General features: G+C 52.8%; 14 protein-coding genes. 8 read left to right on the forward strand and 6 right to left on the reverse strand.

All coding sequences use genetic code 11. The features are described 5' to 3' along the window. Nucleotides 1-47 precede the first annotated feature (47 nt). The 4 genes from JYB63_RS19535 (at nt 48) to JYB63_RS19550 (ending at nt 2,806) form a co-directional block, all read left to right on the forward strand. The gene (locus JYB63_RS19535; RefSeq protein WP_205659606.1) at nt 48-719 is read left to right on the forward strand and encodes a glutathione S-transferase family protein; all 672 of its coding nucleotides are present in this window, start codon (nt 48-50) and stop codon (nt 717-719) included. A gap of 186 nt (nt 720-905) precedes the next feature. Beyond that, the gene (locus tag JYB63_RS19540; protein WP_205659607.1) at nt 906-1,568 is read left to right on the forward strand and encodes an ATP-binding protein; all 663 of its coding nucleotides are present in this window, start codon (nt 906-908) and stop codon (nt 1,566-1,568) included. A gap of 78 nt (nt 1,569-1,646) precedes the next feature. Further along, nucleotides 1,647-2,222, forward strand: a complete 576-nt coding sequence (locus JYB63_RS19545; RefSeq protein WP_205659608.1) for a cytochrome b — start codon at nt 1,647-1,649, stop codon at nt 2,220-2,222. 65 nt (nt 2,223-2,287) lie between these two features. After that, on the forward strand, nt 2,288-2,806 hold the full coding sequence (locus tag JYB63_RS19550) for an NUDIX domain-containing protein (RefSeq protein ID WP_205659609.1): 519 nt from the start codon (nt 2,288-2,290) through the stop codon (nt 2,804-2,806). A gap of 70 nt (nt 2,807-2,876) precedes the next feature. On the opposite strand, the gene JYB63_RS19555 is transcribed toward JYB63_RS19550, so the two are convergent. From JYB63_RS19555 to JYB63_RS19575, 5 genes are all read right to left on the reverse strand, one after another. Beyond that, complete coding sequence (locus JYB63_RS19555) at nt 2,877-4,199, reverse strand: TRAP transporter large permease (protein ID WP_336510912.1); 1,323 nt, start codon at nt 4,197-4,199, stop codon at nt 2,877-2,879. A gap of 24 nt (nt 4,200-4,223) precedes the next feature. Further along, entirely contained in the window at nt 4,224-4,676 is a 453-nt protein-coding gene (locus tag JYB63_RS19560; RefSeq protein WP_243432076.1) for a TRAP transporter small permease subunit, read from the reverse strand. A gap of 83 nt (nt 4,677-4,759) precedes the next feature. Further along, a complete protein-coding gene (dctP, locus tag JYB63_RS19565; protein ID WP_205659611.1) occupies nt 4,760-5,773 on the reverse strand; it encodes a TRAP transporter substrate-binding protein DctP in 1,014 nt (337 codons plus the stop codon). Nucleotides 5,774-6,318: 545 nt separating this feature from the next. Beyond that, a complete protein-coding gene (locus JYB63_RS19570; RefSeq protein WP_205659612.1) occupies nt 6,319-7,752 on the reverse strand; it encodes an aldehyde dehydrogenase family protein in 1,434 nt (477 codons plus the stop codon). A gap of 103 nt (nt 7,753-7,855) precedes the next feature. Further along, a complete protein-coding gene (locus JYB63_RS19575; RefSeq protein ID WP_205659613.1) occupies nt 7,856-8,821 on the reverse strand; it encodes an NAD(P)-dependent oxidoreductase in 966 nt (321 codons plus the stop codon). A gap of 201 nt (nt 8,822-9,022) precedes the next feature. Here JYB63_RS19575 and JYB63_RS19580 point away from each other — a divergent pair, with 201 nt between their 5' ends. The 4 genes from JYB63_RS19580 (at nt 9,023) to JYB63_RS19595 (ending at nt 13,332) form a co-directional block, all read left to right on the forward strand. Beyond that, the gene (locus tag JYB63_RS19580; protein ID WP_205659614.1) at nt 9,023-9,931 is read left to right on the forward strand and encodes a LysR substrate-binding domain-containing protein; all 909 of its coding nucleotides are present in this window, start codon (nt 9,023-9,025) and stop codon (nt 9,929-9,931) included. A 53-nt stretch (nt 9,932-9,984) separates the two neighbouring features. Further along, nucleotides 9,985-11,127 carry a trans-sulfuration enzyme family protein gene (locus JYB63_RS19585; RefSeq protein ID WP_205659615.1) on the forward strand — a complete coding sequence of 381 codons (1,143 nt, stop codon included), beginning with the start codon at nt 9,985-9,987 and terminating at the stop codon, nt 11,125-11,127. A 78-nt stretch (nt 11,128-11,205) separates the two neighbouring features. Then, nucleotides 11,206-11,370: a hypothetical protein gene (locus tag JYB63_RS19590; protein WP_205659616.1), complete on the forward strand. Its 165-nt coding sequence runs from the start codon at nt 11,206-11,208 to the stop codon at nt 11,368-11,370. 225 nt (nt 11,371-11,595) lie between these two features. Continuing rightward, nucleotides 11,596-13,332 (forward strand): BCCT family transporter, encoded by a 1,737-nt coding sequence (locus JYB63_RS19595; protein WP_243432077.1) that lies wholly within the window; start codon nt 11,596-11,598, stop codon nt 13,330-13,332. A gap of 90 nt (nt 13,333-13,422) precedes the next feature. Here the strand turns inward: JYB63_RS19595 and JYB63_RS19600 are convergent, their stop codons facing one another. Then, entirely contained in the window at nt 13,423-14,700 is a 1,278-nt protein-coding gene (locus tag JYB63_RS19600) for a dihydroorotase (protein WP_205659617.1), read from the reverse strand. Between the last annotated feature and the right edge of the window lie 5 nt (nt 14,701-14,705).

Here is a 14,705-nt window from a genome sequence, read left to right on the forward strand (position 1 = left end):
AATCCATGATAGATTTATCGCAATTCTTACCTGACAGGTTTATCCACATGATTACGCTCTATCATCTTGAAAATTCCCGCTCGATACGGATTCTCTGGCTTCTGGAGGAAATGGGGCTGGAGTATGAACTGCTGCATTTTCAGCGTGAGCAGGAAAACAGTATGGCGGAGGCGCGCTTTAAGCAGCTCCATGTGCTTGGTAAAGCACCGCTTCTGTCTGATGGCGAACGGATGATTGCTGAATCCGGCGCGATTATTGAGTATCTGCTGGATACCTACGGTGACAGGGGATTGCGGCCTGAGGCCGGAACGGATGCCAGAATCGGTTATAACTACTGGCTGCACGCGGCGGAAGGCAGCATCATGAATGTAAATACGATGGAATTGCTGCTGAACCGTTTTGATCAGCGGGCTCCCTGGTTGTTTAAGCCTGTTATCCGTCTGATGACGTCTAAAGCCAGAGCGACCTATACCGGACCGGTGACCCGCCTGTTGTTACAAAGTATGGAAACCACACTGGAGCAACAGGCGTGGTTTGCAGGAGATGATTTTTCTGCGGCGGATATTCAAATGGGGTATACCGTACGTGCACTTCAGGCCCGGGGCGGGCTGGGGAGGGATTACCCGGCCTGCCAGCGCTGGATTATGCAAATGGAAGCCCGTCCTGCCTATAAGTCTGCTATGGAGAAAAACGGTGATTTTCAGCTGCTGAAGGACTGAACGGCAGGCAAGAATGGCTTTAACAATCTTTTCACAAGTGCCCTGTTAACATTCAGCCTGAATGAATGTTCAGGTGTATGCAGTAGCAAATATCAGTGTGCTTTTAGCCGGCTACAGCCGGGATCTGGCACGCAGTAACCTATTGATGCTCAACCTGATCGGGATTAAATATGATTGGGGGGCGGAATGTTATCTCTGAATACGTCATCGTTTCATCAGGCGCTGAATGATCTGGTTCAGCGTCTGGTGGAAACCTTACAGGCGAAAAGCGGCTTTGCCCGGTATGCGGGGCATGGATTGCATACACTGCAGGGTACAATCGCTGAGGTTCCGTTGGCACCGAAATCAATCGGTAACGCTGCGAAGAATCAGTTAAGCAGTGAGCAGGCCTGTGGACCGTCCGGCCGGATGATCCGCATAAACCCGTTACCGGCCTCTGAGGAAGAATCTGAATGTGAAACCATTAATGTACGCTCACGTTTAGAGGCCCTTTTCCGTGAATGCCAGCCGCAAGCAGACAGCCGTGATATGACTTTCACACTGTTTGGTGAGGCCCGTGTTACCGCGCCGCTGGCACTTGTGGATACATTACTGACTGCCCTGCTGCATAACGGTCTGAACTTCGGTGAGGAGTTTGTCCAGTTCCGGTTATCCGGGCGGGGGCTGCAAATGTTAAATCCTGTCAGCGGTGCAGAATCCGGGCAGGGGCAGGATGGTCACGGGCTGGAGATTGTCCGGGATATCTGTAAGCGTTTTGGCTGGCAGTTGAGCTACGGTTACCGTAAGCAGGTATTCGTCATGAATATCAGTTTTCAACACGCCGGTAACTCTCTACAGCACAGCTTTTAATTTTCTTTCAGGCAGCGGTGAGGCTGTCTGACATTTCCTGATAACCTGTTTGGTCGCCTGATGACAAGGGGCTCTGTTATGTCTGAAATAAATCAAAATCGTAATTTAAATAATCAATATAGCTTTTCAGTCAAGACTATTCACTGGCTGATGGCGTTGGGTTTTGTGCTGATGTGGAGCAGCGGTTATCTGATGCATGGTTTTTTTGCGGAAGATTCTGCTGGCGAAGAGTTTATCTTTGCCATGCATATTTCCATCGGCGTATTACTGGCAATGTTACTGCTCGCGAGAATTGCTGCCCGTGCGTTGATTAAGCCTCCGGAATTACCGGAGGGTTTTACAGCACTGGATAAGCGTATGGCACATGCCGGGCATTTGGCACTGTATATTCTGCCGGCGGTGATCATTACGCTGGGCTGGGCAGAAACGGATTTTGGTGGCCACGGGGTGACGCTGTTTGGGATTCCGATGCCTAAGCTGTTTCCGACCATGGATACCTGGATGGGCATTAAACTGGAAGATTTTACGTCTGAAAACCATGAAATTCTGGCCTGGACGCTGCTGGCGGTGGTTGTTCTGCATGTAGCCGCGGCGGTTAAGCATCGCATGGCCGGCCATGATGTCCTGTATCGGATGGGGATTGGTAAAAAGTAAGCGAGTGGTTGTGTCTTCAGCAGGGCAGTGGATAATTGCGTTTTTGTTGTTGGAATGAGACGACCATGCGTTTACTTCGTCCTGCTGTAAAACCGGACATGCTGACCGGTGATGACCGTTTGTTTATCCGTACTGCTGCCCGCGGAATCGTGCTGCAGGGCGAGAATATTCTGCTGCTTTATACCGCCAGATATGATGATTATTCATTGCCCGGTGGTGGGATTGATGACGGTGAAGAGGCTATTCAGGGCTTAATCCGTGAATTACGGGAAGAAACCGGTGCTGCGGATGTGACAGATATTCAGCCTTATGGTCAGTATGATGAGTACCGTCCCTGGCATAAGCCTGGATATGACTGGGTACTGATGCGTTCCCTGTGTTATCGCTGCGAGCTGGTGGGGGAACTGGGAGAACCTCAGCTGGAAAGCCATGAATTGCAGAACGGGATGCATCCGGTATGGATGAATATTCATGAGGCGATTCGCCATAACGAGGCAATCATTGCCGGCAGTGATAAGAAGGGACAGTCCATCGACCGGGAAACGTTTTTGCTGAAGCTGATTGTGTCTGAGTTGCTCGACTGATCAGGTATGGCAGGTATAAAAAAGGCTGCGCGGGTAACCGGGCAGCCTTTTTTCTGTGCTGAATTCGGGGTTAGCCGAAAATCTGTTCCGGTAACCACAGAGCGATCTGCGGGAACATTACCACCAGTGCCAGACCAATGATCTGCAGGAACACGAACGGAATCGCCGCTTTATACAGGTCATAAATGCTGACACTTGGCGGCGCCACCGAGCGCATATAGAAGAGGTTGTAGCCAAAGGGTGGTGTCAGGTAGGCAGACTGCATACTGATAATAAACAGTACGGCGAACCAGACGGTATCAAAGCCCAGAGTATCTACGATTGGCACGAACAGCGGCACCGTAATAAATACAATGGCGAAGTCGTCCAGGAACATGCCCAGCAGGAAGTAACAGGCCAGCATGGCGATGATTACCCAGTAGGCAGACAGTTCGGCATCTTCAATGAACTCTTCCAGAACCATACCGGCACCCAGGCCGATATACACCTTACTGAAGAAGACCGCCGCCAGAGTAATCCACAACAGCATACCCATCAGCTTGGTGGTGCTGATCAGTACATCTTTCATTACTTCACGGGTCAGGTTGCGGTAAATTGCTGCACAGATAATCGAACCGACCGCACCTACTGCTGACGCTTCAGACGGTGATGTGATACCGAAGATGATGAAGCTCAGTACAGTGGCAATCAGAGAGCCCGGCAGGATCAGCGCTTTCAGAGCTGTCAGTTTGCCTTTCAGGTCTACCCGCTCAGATTCGTCAATTGGCGGGGCCAGTGACGGATTCATTTTGGCACGGATAAATACATACAGAATGTAAATACCCGCCAGCATCAGACCCGGCATCAGGCCGGCAGCAAACAGTTTGCCGACGGATTCCCGTGCCAGGAAGGCGTAGATGATCATCAGTACACTTGGCGGAATCAGGAAGCCCAGTGCGCCGCCGGCCATAATGGTACCGGTGGCCAGTTTTTTATCGTAGCCACGTTTCAGCATGGCTGGCAGGGCAATAATCCCCAGGCTGACGGTCGCCGCGCCGGATACACCGGCCATGGCAGCAATCAGGGCGCAGACGATAATTGTCCCCATACCCAGACCACCGGGGGTACCCCCCATCAGCTTGTTAATCATGTCGAACAGGTCGTCGGTGATGCCGGAACGTTGCAGCATCAGGCCCATGAAGATAAACATCGGCAGGGCGACCAGCAGGAAGTTGTCCATGGAGGCGAAGGTGCTGATAGCTAGCAGCTCAAGGCCGGCAGCGCCCCACAGGAAGTAGGCAGAACCGACACCGACGGTCAGCAGTGCCCAGGTAAGAGGTGCGCCGAGAATCAGCATCAGCAGCATGCAGCCGAACATACCGCCCGTGACGACTAAAGGATCGAGATCTAACACCGTTAGTTTCCTTTATTTAATTATTTATTCGGAAGCAGCGGTCGGTTGCGACGGCTTATCCATATTCAGAGCAACGCGCAGGTCACGGATAAAGTGAGCCAGGCTCTGTAACCACATCAGGCCAACGGCCAGGGGTAATACAGATTTAAACGGGTAAATCGGTGGTGCCCAGGTACTTTTTGATGACAGTTCGCCACTGCGCCATGAATCGGCGGCAAATTCGAACGCCACATTAAAGAACACGGCAAACACAACCAGGCCGATACCGCCGGTAATGACGTCCAGTATCGCTCTGCCACGGGGTGAGAACAGGTGATAAATCGCCTCACTGCGTACGTGGCCGTGGTGTTTGTGGGTGTAGACACCTGCCAGGATACAGAAGGTTCCGTACAGCATGGTGGTGGTTTCATGGGCCCATGAGGTTGGGCTGTTAAACAGATATCGCGCGGAGATCTCGAATACGAGAACGCCCATCATGGCAAGGCACATCCAGGAGATGGCCCTGCCGATGAATTCGGATATCCCGTCTTGGAGGTCAAGTAAGCGAGATATCCCGGCCATTATGCTCTCCCGGTCGCTTTAGCAGCTTCTTCCAGGATCTTAATGGCAGCCGCGTTACGCGGAGACTTAGCAGCTTCTTCGTCCCAGATAACACGGGCAGCTTCACGCAGTTTCGCCTGATCGGCTTCTGGCAGGGTGTTGAATTCGAACAGACCGGTTGTACCGGCATCGATAGAACCGCTTACCATCCAGGTGTGCATCTTACGGGCGTGCTTGGCGTATGCCATTTCGATGATGCGCTTGTGCTCGTCGGACAGAGAGTCCCACTTCGCTTTGTTGATCAGCATGTCATCGGTGTAACCCGGGTTAACCATACCCAGGAAGGTGTAGTACTTGGCAGATTCGTACAGTTTCATTGCCTTGTACTCGTTGGTACCGGCATAGATAACACCGTCAATGGTACCGGTAGACAGGCCCAGGTACAGCTCGCCGCCTGGCAGGTATACAGTAGGGATGTCAAATTTTTCCAGAACCTTGGCAACAGAAGGTGTTGCACGGATCTTCATGGATTTCAGATCTTCCAGGCTCTTAACAGGCTTGGTGGTCAGCAGGTCGAAAGGACCGCCCATGATAGGGCCCAGGTAGTGAACACCTTTCTCTGCGTACGCTTCACGGATCAGGTCGATCAGACCTTTGGATTCCATGATGTACTGTGCTTCGTCGTAGTCAGTCCATGCACCTGGCAGGCCGGCTTCGATGGATGCGATGTCCAGCTGGCCAGGCCAGTAACCGGAGTAGCCCTGACACATATCGATTGTGCCTTTGCCAACTGCCTGCATCATATCTGCGTTAGGTACCAGTTCAGAACCACGGAAACGCTTCACCCGCAGGGTCTTGTCGGAAGCAACTTTAATGTCGTCGATGAACTCGTTATGGATTTCGTCAGACTCAGTGCCCCAGTATGTCTGCATACGCAGGCGTACAGTTGCAGCCTGAGCTGTCGTTGCCGTCATTGCCAGAGGGGCTGCTGCGATACCGGCAGCAGCTGCTTTCAGCATATTTCTTCTTTTCATAGTTATCCCTAATCTCACGCTTGGCTGTTGATGGAATATAGTCCGCTATCGCTGCTCAGACCAGGGTCAGAGAGCGGGTATTTCATGGTGCACTAACATCGTTAAATGACAGGATGATTACCGTGGCGATAGCCTGAACAAAAATTATATATAGCAGTTCCTGCGCTTGTCTGTACCTGTTTGCGACGTAACGGTGAGCAGATCAGCAACTGCCAGCGTGTATATTGATCTCAATCAACGACGCTTACAGTACTACTTTAGGTAAAGCTGAAAAATAGCCCAAAAAGGCTAGTCGAAACGGATTTTTGACTGTACCAAAAAAGACGTTTTCTCCAGTGTATACAGTACATTATTCAGGAGGGGCGGAGCGTACAGGGAAAAAATAAATTGCTCAAGTGTAAAAAATAATGGACAAAATAGCTTTTGTGGTTAATTTGACCATGTTTTTAAAGTCGGTTAGACGGATAAAAGCCTTAAAAGGTTAAAGGCTGGTCGCATCAGCCAGTGGGCAAATGACTGGCTGATGCAATAAGCACTGGGAGGATTCAGCTACAGATGATGGCTTTGGTTTCCATGTATTCATCCATGCCGTGTTCACCCCATTCGCGGCCGTTACCGGACTGCTTGTACCCGCCAAAGGGGGCATCCATGGAGAAATAGGCACCCTGAATGTAGCACTGGCCGGCCTGCATACGCCGGGCAATCGGAATGGCCGAGGCGGCGTCTTTGGCATAGACACCGGACGACAGCCCGTAAGGGGTGTCATTGGCGATGGCGATGGCGTCTTCAGTGTCGCTGTAAGGAATAATGCAAAGTACCGGGCCGAAGATTTCTTCCCGGGCAATGCGCATCCGGTTATGGACATCCGCAAAAATTGTTGGCTGCACAAAAGCGCCGTCACGTAGCTGTTCAGGCAGGCCGGCAGGTGCGCCCGGCCCGCCCGTCACCAGGCGGGCACCTTCTTCCAGCCCCAGGCGGATATAGTTTTCAACGGTTTCTTTTTGACGGTGTGATGCCATCGGGCCCATGGTGGTGGCATCGTCGGTAGGATCGCCAACCACTTGCTCCCCGGCAATTTCAGCCGCTAGCGCGACCGCTTCTTCATAGCGGCTTTGGGGGATCAGCATGCGGGTCAGGGCGTTGCAGGTCTGACCGGTGTTGGCCATAACGTCTTCAACCCCGTAGCGCACTGCGGCGCTCAGGTCGGCATCCTCGGTAATGATAAAGGCGGACTTCCCTCCCAGTTCCTGACAGACCCGTTTTACACCCGGGGCTGCAGCTGCAGCCACCTGCACTCCGGCGCGTGTGGACCCGGTAAAGGACACCATGTCGACCTGAGGGTGGCTGGACATAACCGGGCCGATTTCTGTTCCCAGACCGGAGACCAGATTAAAGACCCCGGCGGGTAAGCCTGCCGTGTCAAAAATTTCAGCCATGAGAAAATCCAGCTCCGGGGTCTGTTCTGCCGGTTTGGCGATGATGGTGCAGCCTGCAGCCAGCGCGGGTGCGACCTTGCCGATCAGTTGGTGCAGCGGATAGTTCCACGGGTTGATAAAGGCACAGACCCCTACCGGTTCTTTCAGCAGTAAAACATCATTGCGCTCTTCGACGGCTTCCATCTTGTAGGCCAGGTCGGCGTAGTATTCCATGGCTTCAATGGGGGCGTCCACATGGAATGCACCGGTCAGATGGCGCGGGCAGCCCATGGATTTGACATGGGCATCGACCAGTTCGTCGTAACGGTTACGCATTTCAGCCGCGATTTTTCGCATCAGGTCGGCGCGGATACTGGCCAGCGAGGTTGCCCAGCCGGGCAGTGCCTGACGGGCGGCCTGTGCGGCTTGCTCAACGTCTTCATTGTTGCCCTGGGGGACACGTAAGAAAATCTGATTGTCAGCCGGATTGGTGACGTCAATATAGCGATTACTGGCGGATGCCTGCCACTGGCCGTTGATATACAGTTTATCGAGGGTTTTCATTCGTCTGCCTGTTAGCTGATAAAGCGGATAAAAGCGTGTCTGACGCTACTGAGTATAGATGTGCAAACGCCGGTCAGACTGACCGGCGCTGTGCTGCGGGATATCAGTAGTCCTGACGTCCCGGCACGACCACTTCGTAGCCCGGTTCTTCCGGTTCGTCGTCGACCATTTCAGCCGGGAAGTTTTGTCCCAGTACCTGTACGTCACAGGCTTCTTCCATCCGGCGGATAATGTTGGGTGAGAATTCCCGCGGGCCGTAACGGTCCTGACCATCCCGGAATATGTCGACCATCAGCGGTGCAATTTCCAGCGGCATACCTTTACGTTTGGTGACTTCGTCAAAGATACCGACGTCTTTCAGGACCAGATCCATAGTGAAGCTGATGTCCCGGCTGCCGTTGAGGATGACCTGTGATTCGGTTTCATGAACAAAAGAGTTACCGGAAGACGCCTTGATCGCTTCATAGGTGACGTTCATGTCCATGCCCAGTACTTTTGAAGCGGTAAGGGCTTCAGCCAGGGCCGCCAGATGCACTGTACACAGATAGTTGGTTACTACTTTAAGAATGGAGGCTGAGCCCAGTTCGCCGGTATGCAGAATGCGCCGGCCCATGGTGGTGAGGATTGGCAATACCCGGTCAAAGGCTTCCCGGGTACAGCCGGCAAAGATGGAAATGTTACCGGTGCCGGCACGGTGGCAACCACCGGAAACCGGGCAGTCTACCGGCATGGCGCCTTTGGCTTCCACCAGTTCGGCGATGCGGCGTACTTCGGCTTCGTCAGTGGTGCTCATTTCCATCCAGATTTTGCCTTCCGACAGACCGGCGATGATGCCGTCATCGGCTTCCATTACTTCTGAACAGGCTGCAGGAGAAGGTAAGCAGGTAATGATGACATCACATTTTTCTGCCATTTCTTTCGGGGAGTCGGCACTTTCCGCACCCCGGGAGACGAAGTCATCCACAAATACCTGGTTGAGATCCCGGACGGTCAGGTCTTTGCCGTTACGTAATAAGCTGCCCGCCAGTTTGCCACCGACATTACCCAGGCCGATAAATCCGATTTTCATGTGCCACCCTCTGCTTTTTTATTGTGTGTTTTGTGGTTTGGAATGTTTATAAAAAGGAATGCACTTAAAGGTAGGAGGAGTGGCGGTTGGCAACAATTGATCTTTTTTTACATGATTGGTAAAAAAAATCTTCCAATCGCCGAATTGGTAAGTTAAATATTGAAGTCGTTTTATAACTCTTATCGTCTGCGGATATTCCCGATGGCCATTGATCTGCGCAAGTTACCGCCCCTTAAGGCACTGAAAGGTTTTGAAGCTGCCGCAAGGTTGCAGAGCATCCGTGGTGCCGCGGATGAGCTGAACCTGACCCATCCGGCGATCAGTCATCAGATTCATACGCTGGAAGATGACCTTGGCGTGAAGCTGTTTGCCAGACAGGGCCGCAATGTAGTGCTGACACCGGCAGGGGAGGCACTTTACCCCAGTGTACGGGCAGCGTTGGAATTACTGATTAAAGGCTGTGAAACCGTTCGGGAGCAGAGTGCTAATCCGGCGTTGCGGTTACAGGCGTATATCACTCTGTCCATTCGCTGGCTGGCCGGTCGCCTGAGTGATTTTCGCTGTCAGTATCCTGACATAGACATTCATTTACAGGCCAATAATTCTGCCTGGGAATTTGATGAAGCTAATGCCGATATAGGCCTGATTTACAGTCGTACGGAGATGCCGTCGCATTTACACTGGATCAGATTGTTTCCTTCGCAGGTGTACCCGGTCTGCGCGCCACAGCTGTTGCAAGATGCGCAGCTGCCGCTGACCCCGGAGGCACTGGAGAATTATCCCTTACTGACGGTTTCCACAGAAAAAGGCTATTGGGGCTGGGATGAGTGGTTTATGACGCTGGGGACCGGTAATCAGCGGCGGCAAAGCCCGCTGGTGGTGGATACGCTGGCGGTGGCGCTGGAAATGGCAATCGCCGGCCAGGGGATCGCGCTGGTTAACGGCCCGGTGGCGGAGGATGATCTGGCGGCGGGGCGTCTGATCCGGCCAGTGAATGAATATACTGCAGGTAATGGCGAATGGGGTATTGCGGTCCCCAAAGCATTACTGAATGATACCCGGGTAATGACTTTTATAAACTGGCTGAAGCAGCAGGCCGGTAACGTGTGAACAGAGATAATTGAATGAGCCCGGTATGCTGATACCCGGTAAGGAATGTATTTATGGAACAGCAGGATAAGGTTGAAACGTTACTGGCTCAGGCCGGTCATTATCTGGATAAGCAAACCGGTGCGGTGGTCCCGCCGATTCAGCCGTCAACCACATTCGCCCGGGATGAGCAGGGTGAGCTGTACGACAGCAGCCGTATTTATGCCCGGGATCAGAGTGTCAATGCTGAGATGGCTGAACAGTTGCTGTGTACGCTGGAAAAGGGTGCCGCCTGCAAACTGTTTGCCTCCGGTATGGCGGCGGCAACGGCACTGGTACAGACTTTGCGACCTGGTGACCGGATTGTTGCACCAAAGGTGATGTACTGGTCATTGCGTGGCTGGCTGATTACCTTTTGCGAAGACTGGGGTATTACGCTGGATTTTTATGATGCCGGGGATATGCAGAGCCTGGCGGATGTGATTCAGGCGGCGCCGGTACAGCTGGTATGGACCGAAACACCGGCAAACCCTACCTGGGAAGTGGTGGACATTGCCCGGGCGGCTGAGCTGGCCCATCAGGCCGGTGCACAGCTGGTGGTGGATTCCACCGTCGGTACACCGTTACTGACTCAGTCGATTACACTGGGCGCTGACTATGTGTTCCATTCGGCGACTAAGTACATTAATGGCCACAGTGATGTGGTAGCCGGTGCCTTGATCTGTGCCCGTGAAGATGAGCGCTGGCAGAAAGCTGCACTGATCCGTGCCCAGCACGGCGGTATTCTGGGGCCGTTTGAAAGCTGGTTGCTGCTGCGTGGCATGCGCACCATGCATGTGCGGGTTCAGCGGGCCTGTGAAAATGCCATGGCGTTTGCCCGGCATTTTGAAGGCTATCCCGGCGTGAAGGCAGTGATGTATCCCGGGCTGGAAAGCCATCCACAGCACAGTGTTGCTGCCGCGCAGATGCAGGGCGGATTCAGTGGTATGTTGTCGATCCGCTTTGAGGGTGGTCGGGAAAATACCGCGCGCATTATGGGCCGTTTACGGCATTTTGTACGGGCAACGTCTCTTGGCGGTGTTGAAAGTCTGGTGGAACACCGCGCTCTGATCGAAGGGGAAACCAGTCCGGTGCCGGATGATTTATTACGGTTTTCTCTCGGTATTGAAAATATCAGTGATCTTATTGCCGATCTTGAGCAGGCAATTAATAGTTAATTGGTTGATTTTTATACATTAATTTCTTTGAAATAAATGTATCATTACGACATGAGCACGTCGCAAATGTGTTAAAGGATGACGATTTTAAACGTGTTTATGGCGATTCTGAACAATCTTCTGGCGTACCGCTTTGCTACCGTGATTTTCGGCGTATTTGCTGAATCTGCTATTTCGCTGCGATATAAGGCCTTTTTGGGGACTTTATATCCACGGCGTATGGTTGCTCAATTGTTCATTTGAACAGATGTGATCCATTTTCTGTATGCAGTATCGGGCGGTTACGCAGCCGGATGCTGTTACTTTTCTGACCGGGAGAGTATCAGCCGTCTGCCTAAGGGTCCGTTACCGGTGCAGGCCGGATACAGTCTGGATTGCAGCACATTGCCTGACCTGATAGGGATATATCGCTTTCGGTTAGAGAGAGTTGTCAGGCTGTGTTTCTGAAAATAATTATAAGAAGGATGCATGATGATAAACGATGCAGAGTTAGATCAACTCATAGCAAAACGGGGCATTCTCAAAGGCCTCAACTCGACCCTGGGCATCACCGCCATTGTGATGGTTTTGATGTTTATTCTTTATACCGTGCTACTGGGGGAAACCGCCAGTGCACAGTTCCTCGGCCTGAAAGCGTGGATTGAACAGACTTTAGGCTGGTACTACATTGCTGTGATGCTGATGGCGTTTATTGCCTGTGCGTACGTAATGTTCTCCAAAGTGGGCCAGATTCGGCTTGGACAAGACGGTGACCGTCCGGAATTCTCCAATTTTGCATGGTTCTCCATGCTGTTTGGTTGTGGTACCGGTGCCGGTATGCTGTTTTTCTCGATGTCTGAACCCCTGATTCATTTCGCCAGTGGCTGGAGTGGCGGTAACCCGTTCCTAAGCTCTGAAGTAAAGGCCGCTGTGGCGACCTTCTTTGAAGCGAAGCAGGCAGCACTGAGTGCCGGTCTGATGCCGGGTGATGAAGGTTTCCCTGTACCGAATGATCTGGTGGCTGATGCGGTTGCCGGTGGTCTGAAACTGACAATCTTCCACTGGGGTACGGTTGCCTGGGGCATGTATGCCATTGTGGGTCTGTCGCTGGCGTACTTCGCATTCCGTAAAGGTCTGCCGCTGTCCATGCGTTCTTCCCTGTATCCGCTGATCGGTGACAAGATCTACGGTCCGATTGGTCACACTGTCGATATCCTGGCGGTATTCGGTACTATCTTCGGTATCGCAACCACACTGGGTTTAGGGGTAGAGCAGATCGGTTCCGGTCTGGTGTCTCTGGGTGTACTGGAAGAGAAATCCCAGACAGTTACCATCGTATCTATTCTGCTGATCACTGTGATTGCAACCTTCTCTGCAACCACCGGTGTGGCAAAAGGCATCAAGATTCTGTCTGAGCTGAACACCTGGATCTGTATTGTCATTCTGGCGTACTTCCTGGTTGCCAGTAATGCCAACTACCTGATTGCCAGCACACTGACCGGTCTGGGTGAGTATGTGTCTGAAGCGATTCAGATGACCCTGTGGACAGCCCGCAGCCCTGAAGAACGTACATGGCAGGGTGGCTGGACCATCTTCTACTGGGGCTGGTGGATTGCCTGGGCAGCGTTCGTAGGTATGTTCATTGCGCGTATTTCCCGTGGCCGTACTGTGCGTGAGTTTGTCTTCGGCGTAATGCTGGTGCCTTCTATGGTGGCTGTATTGTGGTTCGGTATTATCGGTTCTGCAGGTATCTACGAAGGTATCTACGGTGCGGATATGAGCATCTACAACACTGCCGTTAACAACTGGGATTATGCCGGTACCCTGTATGCTGCATTTGATGTGGTAACGCCAGGTGCGGTTGCAACGGTTGCCAAACTGGCTGCGCTGGTTGTGGTGGTTGTGTTCTTCGTAACCTCCGCTGACTCCGGTACGCTGGTACTGGGCCGTCTGTTGTCATTCGGCCGTCGTCCGCCGGTACAGCAGCGTATTATCTGGGGGATGCTGCTGGGTGCGGTTACTCTGATGATCCTGTTACTGGGTGGTAAGGAAGCGTTGAAAGCCTTGCAGGCAGCTTCTATTGCCGGCGCATTGCCATTCACTTTCGTAATCATTGCGATGACCATAGGTCTGCTGAAGTCTCTGCGTCAGGAAGGCAGTGACATGGTTCAGGATGAAGAGCAGATCAGGGAAATGATAAACAAAGAAATTTCGGATATGTCCTAGGCTTTCTGGCCAGTTACATAACCGAAATAAAAAAGCCGGTATCGAAAGATACCGGCTTTTTTTGTGGCTTATCGCTACGGTGGCTTTTATTCAGCCGAGCCGGAATACCACTTCACCGTCCAGCAGGGTATGGCTGACCTGGCCTTTCAGGGTGTGACCCATGAACGGGGTATTCTGACCGGCTGAGCGGCTGGTTTCCGGGGTCAGTGACCATTCTGCCTGCGGGTCAAAAATACACAGGTCGGCCGGCATGCCTTCGGCGATCTGTCCGCTTTCAATACCCAGTACTTCCGCCGGACCACAGGTTAGCTTGGAAAGCATCTGTGGCAGGCTGATCAGTTCCTGTTCCACCAGAATCAGTGACAGGGACAGCAGGGTTTCCAGACCGGTCATACCCGGTTCAGTGGCTGCAAACGGTGCCTGTTTAGCGGCCGTTTCATGGGGCTGGTGATCTGAGCAGATCGCCTGGAATCCATCGCTCAGCAGTGCCTGACGAAGACCTGCACGGTCAAGCTGGCTGCGCAGTGGTGGGATCAGGTGGAAGTTAGGATCAAAGCCGTTGACGTTTTCGTCGGTTAACAGCAGGTTCTGAATGGCGATGTCAGCGGTTACCTGAAGGCCACGATCACGGGCGTCCATCACCATTTTCACTGAACGCTCACAGGAGAGCTGGCCGAAGTGGGCACGCACACCGGTTTGTTCAATGAGCAACAGGCAGCGGGCAACTTCGATGGTTTCTGCGGTTTCAGGAATACCGTTCAGGCCAAGACGGGTACAGGTGGTGTCTTCGTGCATGGCACCGCCGGCTGCCAGTCCGGCATCTTCCGCCTGGAAGATTACCAGCAGGTCGTGGGTGGCGGCGTATTCCAGACAGCGGGTCAGGACCAGTGAGTTTTTCACTGGCTGGCGCATGTTGGTAAAGGCAATGCAGCCAGCCTGGCTGAGGCCGTGCATCGGGCTCAGCTGTTCACCGGCCAGCCCCTGGGTCAGGGCACCCATTGGCAGAATGCGGGCATTGCCGGCTTCACGGGCACGGTCCTGAATCAAGTCGACGACGGCGGTCGTGTCGGCAATGGGTTTGCTATTTGGTGGGGTGCACAGGGTGGTGATACCACCGGCAGCGGCTGCAGCTGTTTCTGTGTTTATATTACCTTTGCGGGTATAGCCGGGTTCGCGGACATGGGCACAAAGATCAATCAGACCGGGGCTGACAACCTGATTACTGGCGTCGATGGTCTGGTCGGCGTTAAAGCCTGCCGGTGCCTGGCCAATGGCAGCAATTTTTCCGTCACTGATATACAGGTCTGTAATCTGGTCAAGCTGGCTGGCCGGGTCGATGACGCGGCCTCCCTGAATTTTAATATTCATGTTTT

This window comes from Aliamphritea spongicola, from assembly GCF_017051665.1.
GTDB classification, from domain to species: Bacteria; Pseudomonadota; Gammaproteobacteria; order Pseudomonadales; family Balneatricaceae; genus Amphritea; species Amphritea spongicola.

Bases quoted from the DNA above. Each gene is read 5' to 3' on its own strand.
- JYB63_RS19535 (WP_205659606.1), top strand. From the start codon at position 48: ATGATTACGCTCTATCATCTTGAAAATTCCCGCTCGATACGGATTCTC.
- JYB63_RS19540 (WP_205659607.1), top strand. From the start codon at position 906: ATGTTATCTCTGAATACGTCATCGTTTCATCAGGCGCTGAATGATCTG.
- JYB63_RS19545 (WP_205659608.1), top strand. From the start codon at position 1,647: ATGTCTGAAATAAATCAAAATCGTAATTTAAATAATCAATATAGCTTT.
- JYB63_RS19550 (WP_205659609.1), top strand. From the start codon at position 2,288: ATGCGTTTACTTCGTCCTGCTGTAAAACCGGACATGCTGACCGGTGAT.
- JYB63_RS19560 (WP_243432076.1), bottom strand. From the start codon at position 4,676: ATGATGGGCGTTCTCGTATTCGAGATCTCCGCGCGATATCTGTTTAAC.
- dctP (WP_205659611.1), bottom strand. From the start codon at position 5,773: ATGAAAAGAAGAAATATGCTGAAAGCAGCTGCTGCCGGTATCGCAGCA.
- JYB63_RS19570 (WP_205659612.1), bottom strand. From the start codon at position 7,752: ATGAAAACCCTCGATAAACTGTATATCAACGGCCAGTGGCAGGCATCC.
- JYB63_RS19575 (WP_205659613.1), bottom strand. From the start codon at position 8,821: ATGAAAATCGGATTTATCGGCCTGGGTAATGTCGGTGGCAAACTGGCG.
- JYB63_RS19580 (WP_205659614.1), top strand. From the start codon at position 9,023: ATGGCCATTGATCTGCGCAAGTTACCGCCCCTTAAGGCACTGAAAGGT.
- JYB63_RS19585 (WP_205659615.1), top strand. From the start codon at position 9,985: ATGGAACAGCAGGATAAGGTTGAAACGTTACTGGCTCAGGCCGGTCAT.
- JYB63_RS19590 (WP_205659616.1), top strand. From the start codon at position 11,206: ATGACGATTTTAAACGTGTTTATGGCGATTCTGAACAATCTTCTGGCG.
- JYB63_RS19595 (WP_243432077.1), top strand. From the start codon at position 11,596: ATGATGATAAACGATGCAGAGTTAGATCAACTCATAGCAAAACGGGGC.
- JYB63_RS19600 (WP_205659617.1), bottom strand. From the start codon at position 14,700: ATGAATATTAAAATTCAGGGAGGCCGCGTCATCGACCCGGCCAGCCAG.